Here is a 19,446-nt window from a genome sequence, read left to right as displayed (position 1 = left end):
GCGCGGCGCCGGTTCAGGTGGTGGGGAAGGTGTCCATCCAGAGGATCTCCAGGGTGCGGTGCGCGATGCGCCACCCCTCGGGGCGGCGTTCGAGCCGGTCCACGAAGAAACCGGTCTCGATGAGGTTCCAGCCCTGACCGTCGGTGCTGCCCTTGTGGGTGTGCATGTGCTGGGTGCGGGCGGTGGCCGTGTCGCCGTCGATCTCGACGGCCGAGAAGCCCTCGAAGTGCTGCCACTTCAGCAGCCCGCTCATGGAGCCGTCAGACCCCCTCATGACCTCGACCAGGGCACGGTAGTCGAGGTCCTTCACAGAGGGGTCGCCGGCGACGGAGTAGTCGACGGTGGCGTCGGGCGCGAAGACGGCGTCCCACTGCTCAAGGATGTCGTTGTCACCGTCCTGGTGGAGGTCCTGGCCGAGGCCGTAGCGCACGACCACGTCCTGGATCTCGATGCGGTCCTCGACGTACTTCAGGCGCTCTTCGAGCGACTTGCCGGAAATGTTGGCAGTTGCGTTGTTCGTCATATGGATCACCGTAGGACGCAGCTGCGAGAACCGGAAGTACACACAAAAAAGTAAGTGTCCCGGGCCCTCAGAGCGCTTGTGGTCTGCGCATACCGAGATGAGAGACGGACGCGAGAGGGGGCCCGCGTCCGCCGCGTCCGCCGGTTCGGGCCGGCGGACGCGGGCAGGGGCACGGGTGAGACGAGTCGACCCGGACCCGGTCCGGGTCGTGGCACCGGGAGGTGTCCGCTGCCGTGTCAGGCCCCGGCCGGTACCTCGTCCCCGAATCCCAGCTCGCGCAGGGACGTGCGCAGCCGGTCCGCCGCCTCGTCGAGAGCTGCGTCCTCCACGGGACCGGCCTTCTTGAAGTCGATGTCGGCCATGCCCCACACGGGCGCGACGTGGATGTGCAGGTGCGGCACCTCGAAGCCGGCGACGAGCATGGCGGCCCGTGGTGCGTCCCAGGCCCGTTGCACCCCTCGGCCGATCGACTGGGCCACCCCTACGCAGTGGGCGAGCAGGTCGCCGTCCGCCCGCGTCCACTGGTCGACCTCCTGGCGCGGTACGACGAGGGTGTGTCCGGGTGTCAGGGGGGCGATGGACAGGAACGCCGTCGCCCGGGGGTCCTGCCAGACGAACCTGCCCGGCAGTTCTCCGGCCATGATGCGCGAGAAGACAGTGCTCACTCGGATGCCCTTCGGGTGCGGTGGCCGATCGGAGCGGCCGGCGCTGTGGTCGACGTGGAGGCGACGGCGAGGGGAGCGCGGGCGTCGGCGACCGCGCCGAGCCGTCGGTGCTGCTCGCACCGAACCTATCCCGTACGGCCGGGCCTGCCCGCGGGTGGTGGATTCGTTTACGCTGTCGCTCGCTCGGCACGTCTTGATACGTGAGAGTGCCTGGGTGGGGTGGTGAGCCGGGGATGGGTTGTGGCCGCCGGCCGGGAGGTGCCGGGCACCGGAAGTGATGTGGTCGGCAGACCAGCGAGGGGTGACGGGGAGCATGTCCGGACCGGATCAGGGCCGACCGGCGGTTCCGCCCGTCGGTGTGGGGCAGCGGCCGGGCTGGCCCGTATCTCCCCCACCGCACCGCCGGCTGGGGCCCGCCGATCCCGCCGAGGTGGGTCCGTACCGGCTGGAGGCCGTGCTCGGCGCGGGTGGGATGGGCCGCGTCTACCTGGCGCGTACGCCGGCGGGCAGCGCGGTGGCGGTCAAGGTCGTGCACCGCGAGTACGCGGGGGACGCGTCGTTCCGCAGGCGTTTCGAGCAGGAGGTGGCCGCGGCCCGCCGGGTCCAGGGCCTCTACACCGTGCCGGTCGTCGACGCGGATCTGCGGGCCGACGAGCCCTGGCTGGCCACGGCCTACGTTCCCGGGCCCTCGCTCCAGCACGCGGTGGGCGAGAGCGGGCCGTTGCCGGCGGAGGCGGCGCTGGGGCTGGTGGCCCGGGTGGCCGAGGCGTTGCAGTCCATCCACGCGGCCGACGTGATCCACCGCGACCTGAAGCCCTCCAACATCATCCTGACCGCGGAGGGCCCCAAGGTCATCGACTTCGGGATCGCCCGGGCCGCGGACGTCACCGCGGTGACCGCCACGGGGATGCGCACCGGAACGCCCGCCTACATGGCGCCCGAGTACATCAGGGGGCAGAGCGTCACCGAGGCCGGCGACGTGTTCGCGCTGGGAGTCGTCGCGCAGTTCGCCGCCACCGGGCGACTCGCCTTCGGCGGCGGCACCGACCACAGCGTGGTCTACCGCATCCTGGAACAGGCACCCGACCTCGACGGCTGCCCCGAGCCCCTGCGGACCGTCGCCGCCGGCTGCCTGGAGAAGGACCCCGAGCGGCGGCCGACCCCCGCCCAGGTCATCGAGCAGTGTGGCCGGATCTCCGCCAACGGGACGACCCATGCCGCGACCGTCGTCGACATGACCCCGCCGGAGCCCGGGCCCGCCGCACCCGGCCGGCCCCCGGCCCCTGGCACCCCCGGCGCGGGCACGCTCACCGCTCCGTCGCCGGCGGGATCGGTGCCCGCGCCCGCCGGGACCGAACCACCCGCGACGCCGGGCTCGCCCGACGCCGGGACGCCGACACGCACCGCGGCCGCGCACGACCCGGCACCGGGAGCCGCCTCCGCCGCCGCCTGCGACCCCGCGGCTCCACAGGGCGCCGGAACCCTGCCGCACCCCCCGGGCCCTGACTCCCCCTCCGGCCCCACCCGGGGGCAGCCCGTGCTGATCGGCGTGGCCGGGGTCGCCGTGATCGCCCTCGTCATCACCCTGATCGTCCTCTCCCTCCCCCCGTCCAAGCCGGACACTCCCGCCCTCCCGTATCCCTCGTTCGCACCCGAGGCCTCCCTCACCACCGCCGACAGGTTCCACAAGGCCCAGGGCACGGCGTTCAGCCCGGACGGCAAGCTCCTCGCCACCGGAAGCGACAACCTCTCCCCGGAAGGCGACAGCAAGTTCGATCTGCGGCTGTGGAACGTCGCCGGGCACAGGCCCACCGCCTCGCTCAACCAGCGGGACGAGGTCGGCAACGAGTTCGGGGTGCGCCAAGTGGCGTTCAGCCCGGACGGGAAACTGCTCGCCGCCGGCGACGAGACCGGCAAGGTGGGCCTGTGGGACGTGGACCGGCAGCGGATGATCCGCTACTTCGGAGGCATCGGTGACGTGAACGGCGTGCTGTTCAGCCCGGACGGCAAGACGATCATCAGTGGCGACCCCGCAGGCGAGGCGTACCTGTGGGATGTCCACAGCCCCAAGGGCGAGGAGGGGCAACGGGCTTACATCACCCAGGGACACGGGGTCACGGGGCTGGCCCTCAGCCCGGACGGCAAGCTGCTCGCCGCCGCGGGCGACGACCCCGACAGCGTCTACTACACCAGCAAGAGGGACGACATCGTGGTCCTGTGGGACATCACCCACGTGAAGGACTCGCACCCGCCCTACACCGCTATCCACGCCGGCTCCACGGTCACCGGCATGTCGTTCAGCCCGGACGGCGGGACGCTCGCCACCAGCCACCGGGATGGCAGGGTGCGGCTGTGGGACGTGGCCGACCACCGCCTCAAGGCCACCATCAGCGGCAGGTACGGCGAGCCGATCCAGGACGTGGCGTTCAGCCCGGACGGCAGGACGCTCGCCGCGAGCGTCGCCCCCGGGGTGTGGCTGTGGGACGTGGCCAGCCGCAAGCCACGCGCCATCCTGATGAGCGGTGCGAAGGATTCGAACGACGTGGCTGACGAGGTGGTCTTCAGCCAGGACGGCCGTTTCATCGCGGGCAACGACCACGAGCGCCGCACGGTACACCTGTGGCGGACCCCCAAGTAGAGGTTCGGGTGGGCGGACGGGCGAGGGGTCGGCATCCGTGGCGTCGCGGCCTTCCGAGGCCCTCGCGAAGGATCCGGCGCCACCCGCCCGCCGTGTGCCGAGCCCGGGGCCGACTCGGCGCACGGGCAGCGCACCGTCTAGCGCCGGGCTGTTTCCGCTGCCGTGCCGGTGACGAACCGCGTCACCGCGCCGGCGAACTCCTCCGGTTCCTCGATGTGGCCGAAGTGCCCGCTGTTCTCCAGGATCAGCAGTTCCGATCCGGGAATCAGGCGATCCAGTTCCCGGGCCCACCTGACGCCGCAGATGACGTCGTGGCGGCCCACGACGACCAGCGCCGGCACGGTCAGCGAGCCCAGGGACTCGCGGTCGTCGATGATGTGCGGGGCGCGGTCCTCGTCCAGCCCCGATATGTAGGTGGCGCTCACGGCGGCGTGGAACGGCGCGAGCTCCTCCTCGCGGCCCCAGTAGTCGGCGAAGTACGCGGGCAGTATCCCCTTGGCGACGGCCGTCGTCTGCGCGTCGTCGGAGATGCCGGGCATGGCCTGGAACGCCGCGAGGACTCCGGGGAGTCCGGGGTGGCCGGCGTGGCGCTCGGCGAACTGCTGCACCAGGCGGACGGCCTGGGCTCCGTGTTCGGGGCCGGTGAGTGGCGCGCTCTCGTAGAGGATCACCCCGGCGATCTTCTCGGGGTGGTGCAACGCGTGGTACTGCACCACGAAACCCCCGTGGGAGTGGCCCAGCAGATGCACCTCGGGGACGCCCAGGTGCTCGATCAGGGCGTTGAGGAAGTGGCTGTAGCGGGGCCGGGTGTACCCGTGGGGGTGGGAGGGCAGGCGGCCGGAGCCACCCGTGCCGATCGGCTCCGGGTAGACGACGGTGAGGTGCCGCTCCAGCGCGGGCATGCGCAGGTACTCCCAGAAGATGCCGGGGCCACCCGCATGTGCGATGCACACCGGTCCCGTGCCGTGGACGTGGTAGCGCTGCGTCACTCCGTCGATCTCGACATCGTGCGTACCGGCCGTCAGCGGGTCGGTCAGGGGGATGCTCACGGGTGCTCCGTATCCGGAAGGTGTCGATGACACCGACAGGACGTGGGGCGGGGAGCAGAGTTCGATCCCCGCCATGTGACGCCCATCACATTACGGGGAGCAGGTCGAGGGCCTGTACCGGCCGGGGGTGGAACAGGCGCAGCCGGTGCACCCGGCCGGCGTCGTCCAGGGTCATCAGCCAGGCCACGGAAGGTGGGCAGTGGTCGGGGGCCTCGGCCGGGTTGATGATGTCCATCTCCCACACGACCAGCGACTTTCCCGCGACGGCGTGCACGAGGCGCTGCCGCACGCCGGCTTCGATGTCGCCCTCCATACCGCGCACGAGGACGTCCCGGCCGCCCACCCGATCGCGCCCCCTGAAGAGAGCGGCGTCGGGAGACCAGCGTTCGGTGAGCAGCTTCCCGAAGTGCCCGGCCTCGGCGGAGGCAAGGGTCTCCCGGGCCTCTCTCCGACTGGCTCGCACGCGCCGCCCGGCGTCGGTGTGCGAAGCGTCGGCCGTGGCGGCGAGGACGGCCGCGAGCTTGGCCCGTCCCTGGCTGAGGCGGCTGCGGACCGTGCCGACGGGGACCCCGCAGACCTTGGCTATGTGCTCGTAGGAGGTCACACGGGTGGTGAAGTGGCGCAGCACCAGGGGCATGCGCAGCGCGGGGGTCAGTTCCTCCAGAGCCTCCCAGATCCAGTCCCGCAGCGCGTTCCGTTCGAGCCACTGCTCGGGGCCCGCGTCCGCGGCAGGCAGGTCCAGGTCGTCCAGCGGCCGGGAGGCGACGGTGTCCCGCAGCAGGGAACGGCCGGCATTGCGCACGATCATCCGCAGCCAGGCGCCCACGGCCCCGGGGTCGCGGACGTCGCCGATCCTGCGCAGTGCGGTCAGCGCCGCCTCCTGCATCACGTCGTCGGCGTCGGGACCCGGCCCCAGAATGCTCAGCGCCACGGCGCGCATGCCCGCACGGTGCCGCTCCAGTAGCAGCCCCAGGGCGGCGACCTCACCGCTCTGGGCGGCGCGCGTGAGCGCCGCGTCCTCGATGCGCGCGGCCTCGGCTGCCTCCCACCTCATAGGGTCCCTTTCCGACATCCGGCCCCGCGCCCCCGGCACGCAGGGCCCCACGGATGGCCGCTTCAACTCAAGGGTCCCACGGCCGGCCCTCCCGCCGCCGGGTTCCACGGCCGGCCTCCCGCCGGCACGCCCACCGGACCGGGCATCTCAGTCCTGCCCGGACCCGTCAGGCGTTCCAGCCTCCGTCGATGTTGATGTCGCCGCCCGTCGGGTAGGACGCCTCTGGACTGGCGAGAAACCCCACGGCCGCCGCGACTTCCTCCGGGTCCGCGCAACGGTGGGAGGGCGCGAGGGACAGCAGGGTCCTGCCGAGATCGGTGTCCTGCGGTATACCCATGTCGGTCACCGCGAAGGCCGACACCACGGTATTGACCGTGATCCCTCGCGGAGCGAGCTCGTGGGCCCAGGATCGGCCGTACCTGCTGACCGCGGCCTTGGTCGCCCCGTAGCCGCCCCCCGCGAACGCGGGCTGCCCCGTGATCGTACCGATGCTGATGATCCGGCCGCCGCCCGGCATGTGCCGGACGGCCTGTGCGGTGGTGGTCACGACACCGTGGAGGTTGGCAGCCCAGAGCCGCTCCGAGTCCTTGGGGGACAGCGACCCCATGGGCCGCCTCCGAGGAAGACGGCCGCGTTGTCCACGAGGACGTCGATCCGGCCGAAGCGCTCGGCGACCTGTCCCACCATCCGGACCACCTCCTCGCGCGCACCCTGGTCCGCCTGGAAGGCCGCCGCTTTCACTCCCGCCTGCTCCAGCTCCCGGACCACCGCCGCCGCCTTCTCGGCCGACTTCTCGTAGGTGAGGGCCACATGGGCACCCGCGGCGGCAAGCCGCCGGGCCGAGGCCGCCCCGATCCCGCGGCTGCCGCCGGTGACCAGCGCGACCTTTCCCTCCAGGTCCGTTCCCACCATGGTTGCCTCGCCTTTCGTCGGTGGTTTCCGTGCGCTGCCCACTCTTGGGAATGGTGTGCGTGGCGTCTTTCGCCGCGGCACGTGATCCTGGTGCCGGGGCGCACTCCGCGTCCTGTCCCGTTCCGCCGGCGCCGGCCGTATCAGGCGAGGACCGGGCGGCGACGTGCCGGTTCGAGGCTGGGAACCACCGGCGGTCCAGGCATGTGACACAGAGCACGCAGCTCGCGTCGAACTTCGGGCCCCGGCCCACGTCATGTCTGTTGACATCCCCTGCACACCGCAAGGACCGAGAGCACCGGGACGTGAACGTGGACAACGTCTGGGACGTCGAACCGCAGCTGGCCAACTGCCGGGACTACTGGCTCGGCTGGGGAGCGTCCGAGCGCGCCGACGGCGAGGTGACCTACTACCGCAGCGGCCTCGCCGACGCCCAGCTCAACGGGGTTCTGCGGCTGCGCGCCGGTGACCGGCCGGAGCAGGCGATCGGCCGGGCCGCCGGCCGGATGGCCGGTGTCCCGTGGCTGTGGTGGGTGGGGCCGGACAGCGCGCCGGACACGGCGGCGCGGCTCGCCGGTCACGGGGCCGTCGGGCGTGGCGCCATGCCGGTCATGGCCGTCCGGATCGACGAGGTGGCCTGTGCCGAAGGGCCGGCGGACCTGAAGATCGAGGCGGTCGAGGGCAGCGACGCACTGAGGGAGTGGGTGCAGGCGTACATGCTCTCGTTCGGCGTCGCACCGGAGCTTCTGGACGACGTGGTTCGCGCCGAGACGCGGCGTCCGGACTCGGCGAGTATCGTCCGCCTCGCCGGACGCCGCGACGGACGGGTCGTGGGCACCTCCCTCATGTTCGACGCGCACGGCGTGGCCGGCGTCTACGTCGTGACCACTTCCGCGGACCAGCGGCGTCAGGGGATCGGGACGGCGCTCACGGCGGCGGCCCTCGAAGCGGGCAGGGCGCGCGGACTGAGCGTCGGCACGCTCCAGGCCAGCGCGTCCGGCACTCCGGTGTACCTGCGCATGGGATTCGAGCAGGTGGCCGAGTACGGGCTCTTCGAGGTCCCGGCTCCCTGACGCGGCCCCTCGCGCCCTGCCCGGCTCGGCCCTCGTCCGTTCACCGGGCGGCAGGCCGGTGCGCGCCCTGCCTGGCGTCGCGGGGTGTCATGCCGAACTCCTTCCGGAACGCGGTGGCGAAGGAGGCATGGCTGCCGAACCCGCAGGAGTGGGCGATCTCCGCGATCGACGACGCACCCCACCTCGCGCTGACGAGCCGCATCCGGGCCAGGTCCAGCCTTGCCGACCGGCACTCCCAGCTCGGCGCCATCCTCGACCGCGAGCGGGCCCGCGGCTGGACGGTCCCGGAGGTGGGCCGAGCCGCGGACACCCTGCTCGGACCGCTGCTGTACCGGGCCGTCTTCGCCAACGATCCACCCGACCCCGCCTGGGCGAAGGACCTGGTGGACTCGTTCCTGTCATGACGGCCCCGAGAGCCGTGGTCACGAGCTCGCACACCCCCTGCCCACCGAACCGGGCTCGCCGTGGCACGGCCGGCGCCCCTCGATCCCGAGTTGCCGACCCGCGGGGACGCCAGGACACTCTTGTCACGAACGAGTGGATCCGGACGAGAACATCCGGACGAGCAGATCCGGACCAGATGATCCCGACGAGCACATTCAGACGAGCACATTCATGGGGCTTCCTGACATGAACGCCATCGGAATGCGGACTCGAAGAGCGCGGATGACACCCCTCGCGGCGGTCGGCGCAGGGGCCCTGGCGGGCGCCGTGGGGACCGCCGCCATGGACACCGTCCGGTATCTGAGGGACCGGCGCGCGGGCACCGCGGACAGTCCGCTCGAGTGGGAATTCCCTCCGGTCGAGGGCTGGAAGGACGCTCCCGACCCGGGCCAGGTCGCGAAGCGGGTGGTGGAGGGCTTCACGCAGCGCCCGATTCCGGACCGGTGGGCCTGGCTCACGAGCAACGCGGCCCACTGGTCCTACGGAGCCGCGATGGGGGCGCTCTACGGTGTCGTGGCGGGATCGCTCCGGGATCCCCGTCCCGTGTACGGGCTGCCCTTCGGCGCCGGGGTGTGGGGCAGCGGCTATCTCTTCCTGGCCCTGGGCGGGTTCTACGAGCCGATCTGGCGGTACGACGCGAAGACCCTCGCCAAGGACCTCAGCGCCCACCTCGCGTACGGGGCGGGCACGGGTGTCGTGTTCTGGCTGGTGGACCGAGTGGGTGTGCTCTCGCACCGTCCCGGCTGCTCCTGACACCCGCCCGTACCCGGGCCCCTCACCCCACCCGGACCACCTCACCGGCCCGAGCCGACTCGTACCCCGCCAGCGCGATCCGCAGCGACCGGAGCCCCGCCTCTCCGTCCGCCACCTGGACCGCGCCCTCGTCCGGGGCGCCGAACAGGAAGGCGCGCATCATCGCCTCGTCCAGGTTCGTGCCCCACGGCAGCAGCACGCCCGTGCGCCGGCGCTCGTCGAAGCCGGACACGAGCTGGCCGAAGGCGTCCATCTCCACCGTGGCGCGCTCCCCGACGAGTTGAAGTTCCAGGCCGCCCCAGGCGGGGTGGTGGGCCGGCTGGCTCCAGCTGCAGTCGATGGTGGCGACCGCGCCGTTGTCGTACCGGATGGTCACCAGTCCCGCGGTGTCCAGGTCGACGTCGCCGGGGTACATGAGGTTGTTCGTCTGCGCGTACACGTCGAGCGCGCGGGCGCCCTCGAAGAGGTCGTCCAGCAGGTCGGCTATGTGCACCGTGTGGTCCATGAGCGCGCCGCCGCCGGACAGCTCCGGGTCGACGAACCAGGCGCGGTCGCCGGCCGGCAGCCGGCCGTTGTTGGCGCCGGCCACGGTGAGTACCGCCCCGGTGCTGCCGTCGCGCACCGCCGAGCGCAGGGCCGCGTACGCGGGGCTGAACCTCACGGGGTAGGCCACGTGGAGGCGGACCCCGGCTTCGCGGCACGCCTTCACCATCGCCTCGCCGTCCGCCGCCGTGGTGGCGAGCGGCTTCTCGCAGAGCACGTCCACGCCGCGCGCCGCCGCCCTCTCCACCAGCGGGCGGTGGCGGGCGTTCTCGGAGGCGACGACCACCGCGTCGGGGCCCCAGTCGAAGAGTTCGTCGTACGTGTCCGCGTAGGCGACGCCCAGCTCCCCGGCGAGCGCCCGGCCCCGCACCTCCCCCGACGCCCCGTGCTCCCCGTCGGGGTCACTGGCCATGGCCTCGACGCCCGGCATGTCGCGCAGCAGCTCCGCGTATCCGGCCGCGTGCACGTGGGCGAACGACAGCACGCCCACCTTCGTCGGAGCCTGGGTCGCCGTCCCGGTGCCCCTCGTCCGTGCGTCCGCCATCGAACCCTCCCCCGCCGACGTGCTCTTCCCCGCATCCGGCTCCGCCGGATCGGGCTCGCTCCTCATCCGGCCGGGCGCCATCAGGATGCCTCCGCGGAGTGCTCGTCGCCGTCCGGTGCCAGGCGGACCGCGCTGCCCGTGCGGGCGGACTCGGCCGCGGCCGCCGCGATGCGGACGGCGGCCAGGCCGTCCTGGGCGGTCACCCGCGGGGCGGGGCCGCCGCGGACCGCGACCGCGAACTCCCGCAGCTCGGTCAGGAACGGGCTCTCGGTCAGGCCGGTGGCGGGAATGCCCTGCCCCGGGGCCCTGAATCCCTGCGAGACCACCCGGAACGCCGTGGTCCGCGCCGAGTCGTGGTGGAGGACGCCGCCCGGGCCCGCGATCCGGAACGTCGTGCGGAACTGCGTGTCCGGCAGCCCCCACACCCCGTGGACGTGGCTGATCGCCCCGGAGGCATGGGTGAGGACGGCGGTGCCGGCGGCCACGCAGCCCTCGGCCGCCGGTGCGCGCAGGTGGCCGCGGGACTGGGCGTGGACGGCGGTCACCTCGCCGGCCAGCAGCCTCGCGAAGTCGAAGTCGTGGATCATCTGGTCGACGAGCAGCCCGCCGGACAGCTCGGGGTCGGCGAACCACGGCGTCCACACCGGGTAGGTGCCCGTGCGCGTGAAGCGCAGCACCGCGGGCCGGCCTATGTCTCCGCGGGCCACCGCCTCGGCCATGGCGGCGTACTCGGGGAAGTACCGCACCACGTGGGCGGGGAAGAGGAGCACCCCGGCGCGCTCCGCCTCGGCGATCATCTCCTCGACGTCCCCCGGGGTCAGCGCGAGGGGTTTCTCGCAGGCGACGTGGACGCCCGCGCGGATGGCGGCGAGGGCGACCTCCCGGTGGGTGTGCGTGGGGGTGCAGACGTCGGCGGCCTCGCTGCGCTCCAGGAGCTCGCCGAGCGTGCGCGCCACCCGTACGCCGTGCGCGGCGTACTCCGCGGCGAGGTGCTCCGCGCTGTCGTCGGGGGCGTACACGGTGACGTCGGCTCCCAGGTCGAGCCAGGCGGGCAGGTGGGCCCGGGCGATGCCGCCGGCTCCGATCAGCCCTATGGCGAGTTCCGGCATGGGACGGTGACTGCCTTCCGGTGGGGCGGGGCCGGCTCGGGGCCGGCGCCCTGGTGGTCGGTCGGGGTCAGCCCTTCGGGCCGCTGAGCGCGATGCCCTGGACGAAGTGGCGTTGGGGCAGGAGGTAGAGGACGAGCATGGGCAGGCCGGCGATGAGCGAGCCGGCCATGAGCACGGGGTAGTCGGTCAGGAACTGGCCCTGGAGCGAGGCCAGTCCGACGCTGACCGGTGTGGACCCACCTTCGCTGGAGAGGGAACTGAACATACGCGAGGGCGGCGATCAGCGACATGGGGAGGAACGCGACGGCCGCCGCGGCGTCCTGGGAGTTGGCTGGGGATGGACGGCGTACGGCGGTGAGGGGCGCGGCGGGGCAGCTGATTCGCCGGCTGCCCCGCGTGGACTCGCAGGGGGCATCGCGCCCCGCTCACCGGGTCGGGCCGCGGGTCCGGGGCCGCTCGTGCGGGGCGCCCCGGGGGCCCGGTGGCCGCCTCGCGCACGGCGTCGTCAGCCGAGGGGTGGGCCCGGGACCAGCTTCTCGAACAGGAACTCGTGCTTGAGGAACGAGACGTCGTACTCGTGTCCCGGGTAGGGCGGGATGAGCGGGGACGCCTGGATGAGGCGCCAGCCGTCGCGCAGCGCCGCGACCCCGTCGGGGTAGGGCGGCTCGTCGCTGTCGCCGGTGCCGGGCTCGGTGGCGCCGGTGCCGTCGTAACGCGCCCAGCCGACGGTGCGGCTGTCGAGCGCGGACGTCGACAGGTACAGCACGAGCACCTGCTGCCGGACGGTGGCGGCGGATTCTGCGAGGGTCATGGGCGCATCTCCCGTGCGGGCCGATTCGGTGGTCATACGGCGGCGGGGACGCCGGGCCGGTTGCTGACCCGCGTGGCCCAGTGGTCGAGGTCGAAGCCGGGGTCGCCGGTGAGCGCGCGCCACATCCGGATCCGGTTGTGCAACTCCAGGCGGCCGGTGGCCTGCTCGTACCACGGGTACTGGACGCGCAGCGCGTCGGCCACCGCCGGGTCGTCCAGGTCGCCGGTGTCCCACAGCAGGGTCTGCCGCACGACCGGATTGAAGCGGATCTTGAACATGTAGCGGCGCTCGGTGCCGTCGTTGCGCCGGCCGCCGTGCCACACGCCGTGGTGCAGCAGGACGACCGTGCCGGCCTCGCACACCAGGCGTACCTGCCCGAGCAGGTTCTGGTACCGGCCGGTGTCGCTCTCGTTGGTGCGCCGCAGGTGGCTGCCCGGCACGATCAGCGTGCCGCCGGCCTCCAGGGTGACCGCACGCGGGTAGTACATGAGCTGGACGTCGAAGGCGTCGGGCCGCACGTCGATGATCGCGTCGCCGTGCAGCGGCTGCGCCTTCCCCTCGCCGGGCTCGCGGACGTGCACGGCGTGGTGGTCGACGTTCGGTTCGGGGCCGACCAGGCTCCGCAGCGCGCCCGCGACGGCCGGCACCTCCACCAGCTTCCGGGCGAACGATCCGGCTGGGAACGCCTCGGAGACCGGGGTGCCGTACGGGACCGCCGGGATGCCGTCGGTGAGCGCGTCCACCGCCTGATCGTTCAGCTCCTGGGGCACGACGGCGTCAAGGCGCAGGAAGCCGGACGCCGCGAACGTCGCCATCCGGACCGAGTCCAGCAGTTGTCCGGGACCGGGATGGGTGGTCATCTTTCCCTCCTCGTTGTTGCGCGCGCCCACAGTAGGCGACTTCAAAGCGGTGCAGCGTGGGTTCCACTCACCCAGCTACTGGTAATTTCTCACCATGCAGTGCTTCAGCTTGAGGCTCGGCCTGCCGCCTCGGGTGGAGGGCATCGGGGTGGGCGTGCACGGCACGGCGAGCGACCACGACACGTTCCTGCTGCCGGATCTGTGGCAGTTCCACCTGTACCGCTACACCGCCCGGCTGACGGTGGCGGACACCGCGCACACCATCCGGCCGGGCACCGTCAGCCTGGTGCCGCCCGGCACGCGGGTGCAGTACCACTACCGCGGACGGTCCGAGCACCTCTATGTCCACCTGGCGCTCTCCGACGGGGGCGAGCCGATCACCGTGCCCGCCGTGCAGGACGCCGGCGCCCAGGCCGCGGAGCTCGCGGACCGGCTCCTCACGGCGATCGCGGTACGGCCGCGCACCCCGGCCTGGACCGTCGCGGAGGTCTGGTCCGCGCTGTGGCGGGTGGCGCACCTGCCACGGCCCGCGGACGTGAGCGCACGTCACGCGGTGGCGGTGGCGATGGCGCACATCGACTCGCACCTGGCCGAACCCCTCCCCGTCCCTGGGGTGGCCGAGGTGGCGGGGGTGTCGCACAACCACCTCATCCGGCTGTTCCGCGCCGAGACGGGCGACACCGTCGTGGCGTACATCAGGCGCCGCCGCATGGAGCGCGCGGCCCACCTGCTGCGCGAGACCACGCTGCCCATCGCGACGGTGGCGGCCTCCGTCGGCATCGCCGATCTCCAGGCGTTCAACAAGATCTGCCGGCGCGAACTGGGCGCGTCTCCCCGCGCCATCCGGGACGGGACCGGGGTGCCGGGACAGAGACACGGTTCCGCGTAGCCGGGCCCCCGGCAGGGGCGCGGGGATGGGGAGGCTGAGCCCCAGGAGACTGGGACACCCCCAGGGAGGCCGAGACACCCAGGGAGACCGAGAGGCCCAGGGAGACCGGGACGCCCACAGGGAGACCGAGACGCCCTCAGATGGCCGGAACCATCACCTCCCAGCTCCCTCAAATCCGCCCGGATACAGGGCAGTTGCACCGATTCCGTGGTCCAGACCTCATGTCCCCGGCCGTCTTGACGGGGTGCCCCCGCTCCTCCAGCGTGTTCCGCGCCGCGGGCCGCGGGCCTGGCGGCATCCGAAGAGCAGAGGGGATTCCACCGTGCGAAGAACCCGCTTCACCTCCCGGACCGCCGTCGCCGCCGTCGCGGCGGCGGCCCTGGTCGCAGGCATGACCGCCGGCCTGGGCACCGCGAGCGCGGCGCCGCCGCCGGCACAGAGCCGGCCGGGCGGTGCCGCGGCGGCGCCCGGCGGCGCCGGGCCGGGCCGCGAGGTCACGCTGATCACCGGCGACCGGGTGGTGCTGAACGCCGGCGGCAGGGTCGCGGGAGTGCTGCCCGCCGAGGGCCGGTCCTCCGTGCCCGTGGATATCACCGAGATCAAGGGGCACACCTACGTGATCCCCGCCGACGCCGACGCGATGCTCGCCGCGCACACCCTGGACATGGGGCTGTTCGACGTCACCGAGCTGAGCCGGCCCGCGTACCGGGACCTGGCGGACGGCTCGGTGCCGCTCATCGTCACCTACGCGAAGGACCGCCCGGCCCCGCAGAAGCGGCTGTTCGCGGGGACGGACGCGACCGTCCACCGGCTCGCATCCGTGAACGGCGAGGCCATGACCGTGGCACCGGCACAGGCCCCGGCTGCCTGGGCCTCGCTCACCCGCACCGCGCCGCGGGGCCTCACGGCGGCGAGCGGGGTGGCGTCCATCAGCCTCGACCGGGTGATGACGGCCTCGCTGGACGAGAGCGTTCCGCAGATCGGCGCCCCGGAGGCATGGCAGGCGGGGTACGACGGCAAAGGCGTGCGGATCGCCGTCCTGGACACGGGCATCGACACCGGCCACCAGGACGTCGGCCCCAAGGTCGTCGCCGAGAAGAACTTCACGCCGGAGGCGGACGCCAAGGACCACAACGGCCACGGCACGCACGTCGCCTCGACCGCCGCCGGTACCGGTGCCGAATCCGCCGGCAGGTACCGGGGCGTGGCGCCCGGCGCCGAGCTGATCAACGGCAAGGTGCTCGACGACGGCGGCTCCGGCCTGGAGTCGGAGATCATCGAGGGCATGGAGTGGGCGGTCGAGCAGGGCGCCGACGTCGTGAACATGTCGCTCGGCTCGTCCGACACCCTCGGCCCCGACCCCGTCGAGGACGCCGTCAACCGGCTGTCCGACCAGGCGCTGTTCGTGATCGCCGCCGGCAACTGGGGCCCCGGCCCGACCACCGTCGGCACACCCGGCACCGCGCAGAGCGCGCTGACCGTGGGCGCCGTCGACAAGCAGGACGTCCTGGCCCCGTTCTCCTCCCGGGGCCCGCGCCTGGAGGACGGCGGCGTCAAGCCCGACCTGACGGCGCCCGGCGTGGACATCACCGCCGCGTCCGCGGAGGGAACGGAGCCCGACCAGCCGCACCCGGCCCCCGGCTACGTCACGCTGTCCGGCACGTCGATGGCCACGCCCCACGTCACGGGCGCGGCTGCGCTGCTCGCCCAGCAGCACCCAAACTGGAACGGCGCGCAGTTGAAGGCGGCCCTGATGGGCTCGGCCGAGCCGGGCGACTACACCGCGTACGAGCAGGGCAGCGGGCGCGTCGACGTGGCACGGGCGGTCCGGCAGACCGTCGTCTCCGAGCCGGGCTCCCTCAACTTCGGCCGGGTGCGCTGGCCCCACGAGGACGACGAACCGCTCACCAAGACGATCACCTACCGCAACACCGGCGACCAGCCGGTGGCGCTCGACCTCTCGGCCGCCACCACCGGGCCCGGCGGCAGCGCCCCGGAGGGCTTCTTCACGCTGAGCGCCCAGCAGGTCACCGTGCCCGCGCAGGGCACGGCCACCGTCGACGTGACCGCCGACACCCGGGTCGGCGGCGACACCACGGGCGAGTACGCGGTCACCGTCACCGCGTCCGGCGGCGGCCAGACCGTCCGGAGCCTGGGCGGTCTGGAACGCGAGGGCGAGGTCTACGACATCACCTTCGACGCCACCGACCGGAACGGCGAGCGGCCCGAGTCCAACTTCTGGTTCGGCTGGGTCGAGGGGCTGGACAGCGACACCTACGCCATCGTCACGGGTGAGGACGGCACCGCCCGGATCAGGGTGCCCAGGGGCGACTACACCATGGTCGGCAAGTTCTTCGTGGGCGGCGACGGGGGGACCGAGGGCTACGACCTGCTCTCCACGCCGAAGCTCACCATCGACAAGGACATGACCATCACGCTGGACGCCCGGCAGGCCCGACCACTCGACATCTCGGTCCCCGCCCCGGACGCCGGTCACTACTCGACGATCCTCTACACGGCGGTGAAGGAGAACGGGACCCTGCACACCAGCGGTCTCGGCCTGCTCCCGGACGCGCCGGCCGGCACCCGCACCGCGCAGACCGGCACCCCGCCTCCGGCCGGCGACGTGACGTCGTACCTGCTGTCGCGCTGGGCCGGCGGCGACACGGAGTTCCACCTCGCCGACACCCACAAGGGCGGCTTCTACACGGGCTTCACCCGGCACGAGACGTGGGCGGACCTGGCGAAGCTGACGGCACGCCTCGGCGGCTCGGTCGCGGGTGACGCGGGCGTCGACTGGACGATCACCCCGGACGTCCCCGGCGCGGCGGCCGTGGGCTTCTACTCCGACCTGCCGGGCACCCGCACCGTCTACCTCCAGGGCGGCTACCACTGGCAGCGCAGCTTCCAGCAGGTGAACGGCACCAACGGCCAGGTCAAGGCCGAGTACCGGGGACCGGTCTCGGTGTACCGCGCCGGGCGGGAGTACGCCGAGACGTTCAACACCGGCGTCTTCGGCCCGGCGCTGGGCGAGCAGCCGGGGCTGACGCGCGACGGTGACACCCTGACCGGCGCGATCACGCCCTTCGCCGACGGCGCCGGCCACACCGGGAGCAGCCTGGTGGACGCGGGCTCCGCCTCCACCACGCTCTACCGGAACGGCAAGGAGTACGCGACGTCCGCCGGCGTCCTCGACTCCGCCACGTTCCGGCTCCCGGCGGGCAAGGCCCGCTACCGCCTCGTCACCACCGCGGGCCGCGCCGGCTCCGGCGTCTCCACGACCAGCTCCACGGTGACGTGGGCGGCCGAGTTCACCTCCGGACACACCGGGCGGGCCACGGCCGTGCCGGCGAGCGTGGTGCGGTTCACCCCGGAACTCGCCCTGGACTCCACGGCCACCGCGGGCCGCACGCAGCCGGTTCCGGTCACCGTCCAGGGCTCGGCGGCGGGCCGGGGCCTCGCGGCGCTCACGGTGTCCGTCTCGTACGACGGCGGATCGGCGTGGCGGCGGCTGCCGGTGCGGGACGGCAGGGTGACGGTGCGCAATCCGGCCGCCGGAGGGTCGGTGTCGTTCCGGGCGGAGGTACGCGACCGCCAGGGTGCCACGTTCACCCAGACGATCATCGACGCCTACCGGACCGCCTGAGGCGGTGCCCGCGCGGTGGGTCGGGGCCCACCGCGCGGGGGCCGCGCGTCGTGCCGTTCGACCGCGGCCGGCGGCCGGGAAGTCAAGGTTCCGCCACGGAACGCCCCCGTGCCCGGAAACACCTGGGGAACATCACCTCCCAACCCTCCCGTCGCCACCCGCGCGGTGCGCACCTGCTCGTACCTTCGATCTCCTCAGTCGGCTGCTCACCAGCCGAGGACACGGGCACGGAGGCCACCATGAACGACTTCCCCTGGGAGATATGCCTGGCCGCGCTCGGTGTGCTCGTCCCGGTGGTGGCCGCGATCTACGAGTTCGTCCTGGTGGGCCGCAAGCGGCTCGGCTACCGCGTGCAGATGGACACGACCGCGGTCGACGAGGCGCACTCGCAGTACGCGGGGGCGCTTCAGGAGCTGCGGCACCGCCCGGAGCAGGGCGAGCCGCAGGGCGAGTTGAACGGGCGGGTGCTTGAGGATCCCTCGTTCGTGCTGCTGCGGATCGAGAACGTCGGCGCGGTCAACATCGACGAGGGCGACTACGCGGTGCTGAACCACGACCGCGTCGGAGTGCGCGTCGAGTTCCCCGGGCGCCGAGTGGCGGGCGTGGTCATCACCGAGCTCAGCGACAGGCACCTGCGCCCCAACTTCGGGCCCGGCTCCGGCCTGGGCTACGAGGGCAGCGAGATCCGGCTCCCCAAAGTGCCGTTGAACCGCTCGGCGCACTACAAGGTGCTCGCGGCGCTCGAACGCGATCCCGCCTCGCCGGCCGACCCGTCCGCACCCTTCAAGGAGCCGACGGTGTACGGCGGGATCAAGGGCGGTGTCGGCAGGGGAAGGTTGAAGGAGACCAAGAGCCGCAGCCGCACCTCGTGGCAGGCCGTCACCCTCATCGGCTTCCTCGTCGCCGTCGTCCTCGCCCAGTACCTGGTCTCCGGGCAGCGGTCGTCGTCGTTCGACTGCGCGGGCGGCGACCTGACCATCACCGGCTCCACCGCCCTGGAACCCGTGCTCCTGCAGGCCGCCCGGGCCTACGAGTCGACCTGCCCCGACTCCTCCGCCCAGGTGCTGCCCACCGGCAGCCGCACGGGGGTGACGGAGTTGCTCGGCGCCGGGAGCGCCGCGGCCGACCACACGGTGACCTTCACCGACGGCCCGGAGGGCGACGGCCACCCGGAGCTGCACGGCCGGCCGGTGTCGTTGTCGGTGTTCGGGCTCGTCACCAACGAGGACACCGGTGTCGACGGCGTCTCCCTCACCGACGCGCGGCGGCTCTTCTCCGGTGAGATCACCAACTGGTCCCAGCTGGGCGGGGCCTCACGCCGCGTCGTCCTGGTCACCCGGGCCAAGGGATCGGGCACCGCCGACGTCTTCCAGGACCACATCATGGACGACCGCAAGGTGCTCCCTCCCAACGTCGGGTACTGCGCGGTCGGCGTCACCACCGGCGACGCCGTCGCCTCCTGCAGCACGAGCACGACGGCGGAGCTGCTGAAGGAGGTGGCGCGCACCCCGGGAGCCGTGGGCTACGCCGAGGTGGAGGCCGCCGCCCAGTCCGACGGGGTGCGGACGCTGAAACTGGACGGCGTGGTGCCCGGCCTGGGCACCGCCGGCGACGGCACCTACCCGTTCTGGGCGACGGAGTACGGCTACACCTTCGGTGACGTCCCCGCCACGTCGATCGCGGCCGGGTTCCTGCGCTTCATGACCACCGGGCCCGGCATCGACATCCTGCGGGACAGCGGCCAGAGCCCCTGCTCGGAGGTGCGCTTCCCGTCGGCCTGCGCCTTCCCGCGCACCGACGGCACGGACCTCGGTGCGGGCGGCACGACGCCCAGGCCCGCCGTCTCACCGACCGGGCGCTGAGCCGCCGGCCGTCCGGACGCCCGACGACGTCACCCGGTGCGCGGCGCCGCAGACGAGGTCGACTGGATCAGGAC

The 19,446-nt window shown here is 72.9% G+C and carries 19 protein-coding genes; 7 read left to right on the top strand and 12 right to left on the bottom strand.

Going from position 1 to position 19,446, the window contains the following annotated elements:
* Window positions 1–13: 13 nt before the first annotated feature.
* Both Sm713_RS35200 and Sm713_RS35195 read right to left on the bottom strand, forming a co-directional pair.
* Window positions 14–523: a nuclear transport factor 2 family protein gene (locus Sm713_RS35200; RefSeq protein ID WP_212914000.1), complete on the bottom strand. Its 510-nt coding sequence runs from the start codon at window positions 521–523 to the stop codon at window positions 14–16.
* A 236-nt stretch (window positions 524–759) separates the two neighbouring features.
* A complete protein-coding gene (locus Sm713_RS35195; protein ID WP_212913999.1) occupies window positions 760–1,188 on the bottom strand; it encodes an HIT family protein in 429 nt (142 codons plus the stop codon).
* Window positions 1,189–1,501: 313 nt separating this feature from the next.
* Between Sm713_RS35195 and Sm713_RS35190 the strand changes: the two genes are divergently transcribed.
* On the top strand, window positions 1,502–3,826 hold the full coding sequence (locus tag Sm713_RS35190) for a WD40 repeat domain-containing serine/threonine protein kinase (protein WP_212913998.1): 2,325 nt from the start codon (window positions 1,502–1,504) through the stop codon (window positions 3,824–3,826).
* 137 nt (window positions 3,827–3,963) lie between these two features.
* Here the strand turns inward: Sm713_RS35190 and Sm713_RS35185 are convergent, their stop codons facing one another.
* The 4 genes from Sm713_RS35185 to Sm713_RS41325 all read right to left on the bottom strand — a co-directional run bounded on the left by Sm713_RS35185 (window position 3,964) and on the right by Sm713_RS41325 (window position 6,841).
* Window positions 3,964–4,875 (bottom strand): alpha/beta fold hydrolase, encoded by a 912-nt coding sequence (locus Sm713_RS35185; protein WP_249416896.1) that lies wholly within the window; start codon window positions 4,873–4,875, stop codon window positions 3,964–3,966.
* 85 nt (window positions 4,876–4,960) lie between these two features.
* Window positions 4,961–5,929 (bottom strand): RNA polymerase sigma factor, encoded by a 969-nt coding sequence (locus Sm713_RS35180; RefSeq protein WP_212913996.1) that lies wholly within the window; start codon window positions 5,927–5,929, stop codon window positions 4,961–4,963.
* A 166-nt stretch (window positions 5,930–6,095) separates the two neighbouring features.
* Window positions 6,096–6,536 carry an SDR family NAD(P)-dependent oxidoreductase gene (locus Sm713_RS41330; RefSeq protein WP_212913995.1) on the bottom strand — a complete coding sequence of 147 codons (441 nt, stop codon included), beginning with the start codon at window positions 6,534–6,536 and terminating at the stop codon, window positions 6,096–6,098.
* Window positions 6,473–6,841 (bottom strand): SDR family NAD(P)-dependent oxidoreductase, encoded by a 369-nt coding sequence (locus tag Sm713_RS41325; protein WP_212913994.1) that lies wholly within the window; start codon window positions 6,839–6,841, stop codon window positions 6,473–6,475. Before Sm713_RS41325 ends, Sm713_RS41330 begins: the two co-directional genes overlap by 64 nt.
* Window positions 6,842–7,101: 260 nt before the next feature.
* Between Sm713_RS41325 and Sm713_RS35165 the strand changes: the two genes are divergently transcribed.
* The gene (locus Sm713_RS35165) at window positions 7,102–7,911 is read left to right on the top strand and encodes a GNAT family N-acetyltransferase (protein ID WP_249416895.1); all 810 of its coding nucleotides are present in this window, start codon (window positions 7,102–7,104) and stop codon (window positions 7,909–7,911) included.
* Between the two features lie 40 nt (window positions 7,912–7,951).
* Here Sm713_RS35165 and Sm713_RS41015 read toward each other — a convergent pair whose 3' ends face one another.
* Complete coding sequence (locus Sm713_RS41015; protein ID WP_249417110.1) at window positions 7,952–8,161, bottom strand: helix-turn-helix domain-containing protein; 210 nt, start codon at window positions 8,159–8,161, stop codon at window positions 7,952–7,954.
* Between Sm713_RS41015 and Sm713_RS41010 the strand changes: the two genes are divergently transcribed.
* A complete protein-coding gene (locus Sm713_RS41010) occupies window positions 8,067–8,315 on the top strand; it encodes a TetR-like C-terminal domain-containing protein (protein ID WP_249417109.1) in 249 nt (82 codons plus the stop codon). The genes Sm713_RS41015 and Sm713_RS41010 overlap by 95 nt on opposite strands.
* 262 nt (window positions 8,316–8,577) lie before the next feature.
* Complete coding sequence (locus Sm713_RS35155) at window positions 8,578–9,108, top strand: hypothetical protein (RefSeq protein WP_212913991.1); 531 nt, start codon at window positions 8,578–8,580, stop codon at window positions 9,106–9,108.
* 22 nt (window positions 9,109–9,130) lie between these two features.
* Here Sm713_RS35155 and Sm713_RS35150 read toward each other — a convergent pair whose 3' ends face one another.
* The 5 genes from Sm713_RS35150 to Sm713_RS35130 all read right to left on the bottom strand — a co-directional run bounded on the left by Sm713_RS35150 (window position 9,131) and on the right by Sm713_RS35130 (window position 12,975).
* Complete coding sequence (locus tag Sm713_RS35150; protein WP_212913990.1) at window positions 9,131–10,195, bottom strand: Gfo/Idh/MocA family protein; 1,065 nt, start codon at window positions 10,193–10,195, stop codon at window positions 9,131–9,133.
* An 80-nt stretch (window positions 10,196–10,275) separates the two neighbouring features.
* Window positions 10,276–11,304 (bottom strand): Gfo/Idh/MocA family protein, encoded by a 1,029-nt coding sequence (locus Sm713_RS35145; protein WP_212913989.1) that lies wholly within the window; start codon window positions 11,302–11,304, stop codon window positions 10,276–10,278.
* 67 nt (window positions 11,305–11,371) lie between these two features.
* On the bottom strand, window positions 11,372–11,569 hold the full coding sequence (locus Sm713_RS35140; RefSeq protein ID WP_212913988.1) for a hypothetical protein: 198 nt from the start codon (window positions 11,567–11,569) through the stop codon (window positions 11,372–11,374).
* 240 nt (window positions 11,570–11,809) lie between these two features.
* The gene (locus Sm713_RS35135) at window positions 11,810–12,115 is read right to left on the bottom strand and encodes a hypothetical protein (RefSeq protein ID WP_212913987.1); all 306 of its coding nucleotides are present in this window, start codon (window positions 12,113–12,115) and stop codon (window positions 11,810–11,812) included.
* Between the two features lie 32 nt (window positions 12,116–12,147).
* The gene (locus tag Sm713_RS35130; protein WP_212913986.1) at window positions 12,148–12,975 is read right to left on the bottom strand and encodes a phytanoyl-CoA dioxygenase family protein; all 828 of its coding nucleotides are present in this window, start codon (window positions 12,973–12,975) and stop codon (window positions 12,148–12,150) included.
* A gap of 94 nt (window positions 12,976–13,069) precedes the next feature.
* Between Sm713_RS35130 and Sm713_RS35125 the strand changes: the two genes are divergently transcribed.
* The 3 genes from Sm713_RS35125 (at window position 13,070) to Sm713_RS35115 (ending at window position 19,372) form a co-directional block, all read left to right on the top strand.
* Complete coding sequence (locus Sm713_RS35125) at window positions 13,070–13,864, top strand: AraC family transcriptional regulator (protein ID WP_212913985.1); 795 nt, start codon at window positions 13,070–13,072, stop codon at window positions 13,862–13,864.
* Between the two features lie 322 nt (window positions 13,865–14,186).
* Complete coding sequence (locus Sm713_RS35120; RefSeq protein WP_212913984.1) at window positions 14,187–17,510, top strand: S8 family serine peptidase; 3,324 nt, start codon at window positions 14,187–14,189, stop codon at window positions 17,508–17,510.
* Window positions 17,511–17,749: 239 nt separating this feature from the next.
* On the top strand, window positions 17,750–19,372 hold the full coding sequence (locus Sm713_RS35115) for a substrate-binding domain-containing protein (RefSeq protein ID WP_212913983.1): 1,623 nt from the start codon (window positions 17,750–17,752) through the stop codon (window positions 19,370–19,372).
* The last annotated feature ends 74 nt before the right edge of the window (window positions 19,373–19,446 follow it).

The sequence above is a fragment of the Streptomyces sp. TS71-3 genome (assembly GCF_018327685.1).
Lineage (GTDB): Bacteria > Actinomycetota > Actinomycetes > Streptomycetales > Streptomycetaceae > Streptomyces.
The sequence above is the reverse complement of the archived record's forward strand: the minus strand, read 5'-3'. Positions and strand labels throughout refer to the sequence as shown.

Coding starts and splice junctions, on each gene's coding strand:
- Sm713_RS41015 (WP_249417110.1), bottom strand. CDS start 8,161: ATGGCGCCGAGCTGGGAGTGCCGGTCGGCAAGGCTGGACCTGGCCCGG.
- Sm713_RS35200 (WP_212914000.1), bottom strand. CDS start 523: ATGACGAACAACGCAACTGCCAACATTTCCGGCAAGTCGCTCGAAGAG.
- Sm713_RS35115 (WP_212913983.1), top strand. CDS start 17,750: ATGAACGACTTCCCCTGGGAGATATGCCTGGCCGCGCTCGGTGTGCTC.
- Sm713_RS41325 (WP_212913994.1), bottom strand. CDS start 6,841: ATGGTGGGAACGGACCTGGAGGGAAAGGTCGCGCTGGTCACCGGCGGC.
- Sm713_RS35140 (WP_212913988.1), bottom strand. CDS start 11,569: ATGTTCAGTTCCCTCTCCAGCGAAGGTGGGTCCACACCGGTCAGCGTC.
- Sm713_RS35145 (WP_212913989.1), bottom strand. CDS start 11,304: ATGCCGGAACTCGCCATAGGGCTGATCGGAGCCGGCGGCATCGCCCGG.
- Sm713_RS35150 (WP_212913990.1), bottom strand. CDS start 10,195: ATGGCGGACGCACGGACGAGGGGCACCGGGACGGCGACCCAGGCTCCG.
- Sm713_RS35135 (WP_212913987.1), bottom strand. CDS start 12,115: ATGACCCTCGCAGAATCCGCCGCCACCGTCCGGCAGCAGGTGCTCGTG.
- Sm713_RS35125 (WP_212913985.1), top strand. CDS start 13,070: ATGCAGTGCTTCAGCTTGAGGCTCGGCCTGCCGCCTCGGGTGGAGGGC.
- Sm713_RS35130 (WP_212913986.1), bottom strand. CDS start 12,975: ATGACCACCCATCCCGGTCCCGGACAACTGCTGGACTCGGTCCGGATG.
- Sm713_RS35190 (WP_212913998.1), top strand. CDS start 1,502: ATGTCCGGACCGGATCAGGGCCGACCGGCGGTTCCGCCCGTCGGTGTG.
- Sm713_RS35180 (WP_212913996.1), bottom strand. CDS start 5,929: ATGAGGTGGGAGGCAGCCGAGGCCGCGCGCATCGAGGACGCGGCGCTC.
- Sm713_RS41330 (WP_212913995.1), bottom strand. CDS start 6,536: ATGGGGTCGCTGTCCCCCAAGGACTCGGAGCGGCTCTGGGCTGCCAAC.
- Sm713_RS35155 (WP_212913991.1), top strand. CDS start 8,578: ATGACACCCCTCGCGGCGGTCGGCGCAGGGGCCCTGGCGGGCGCCGTG.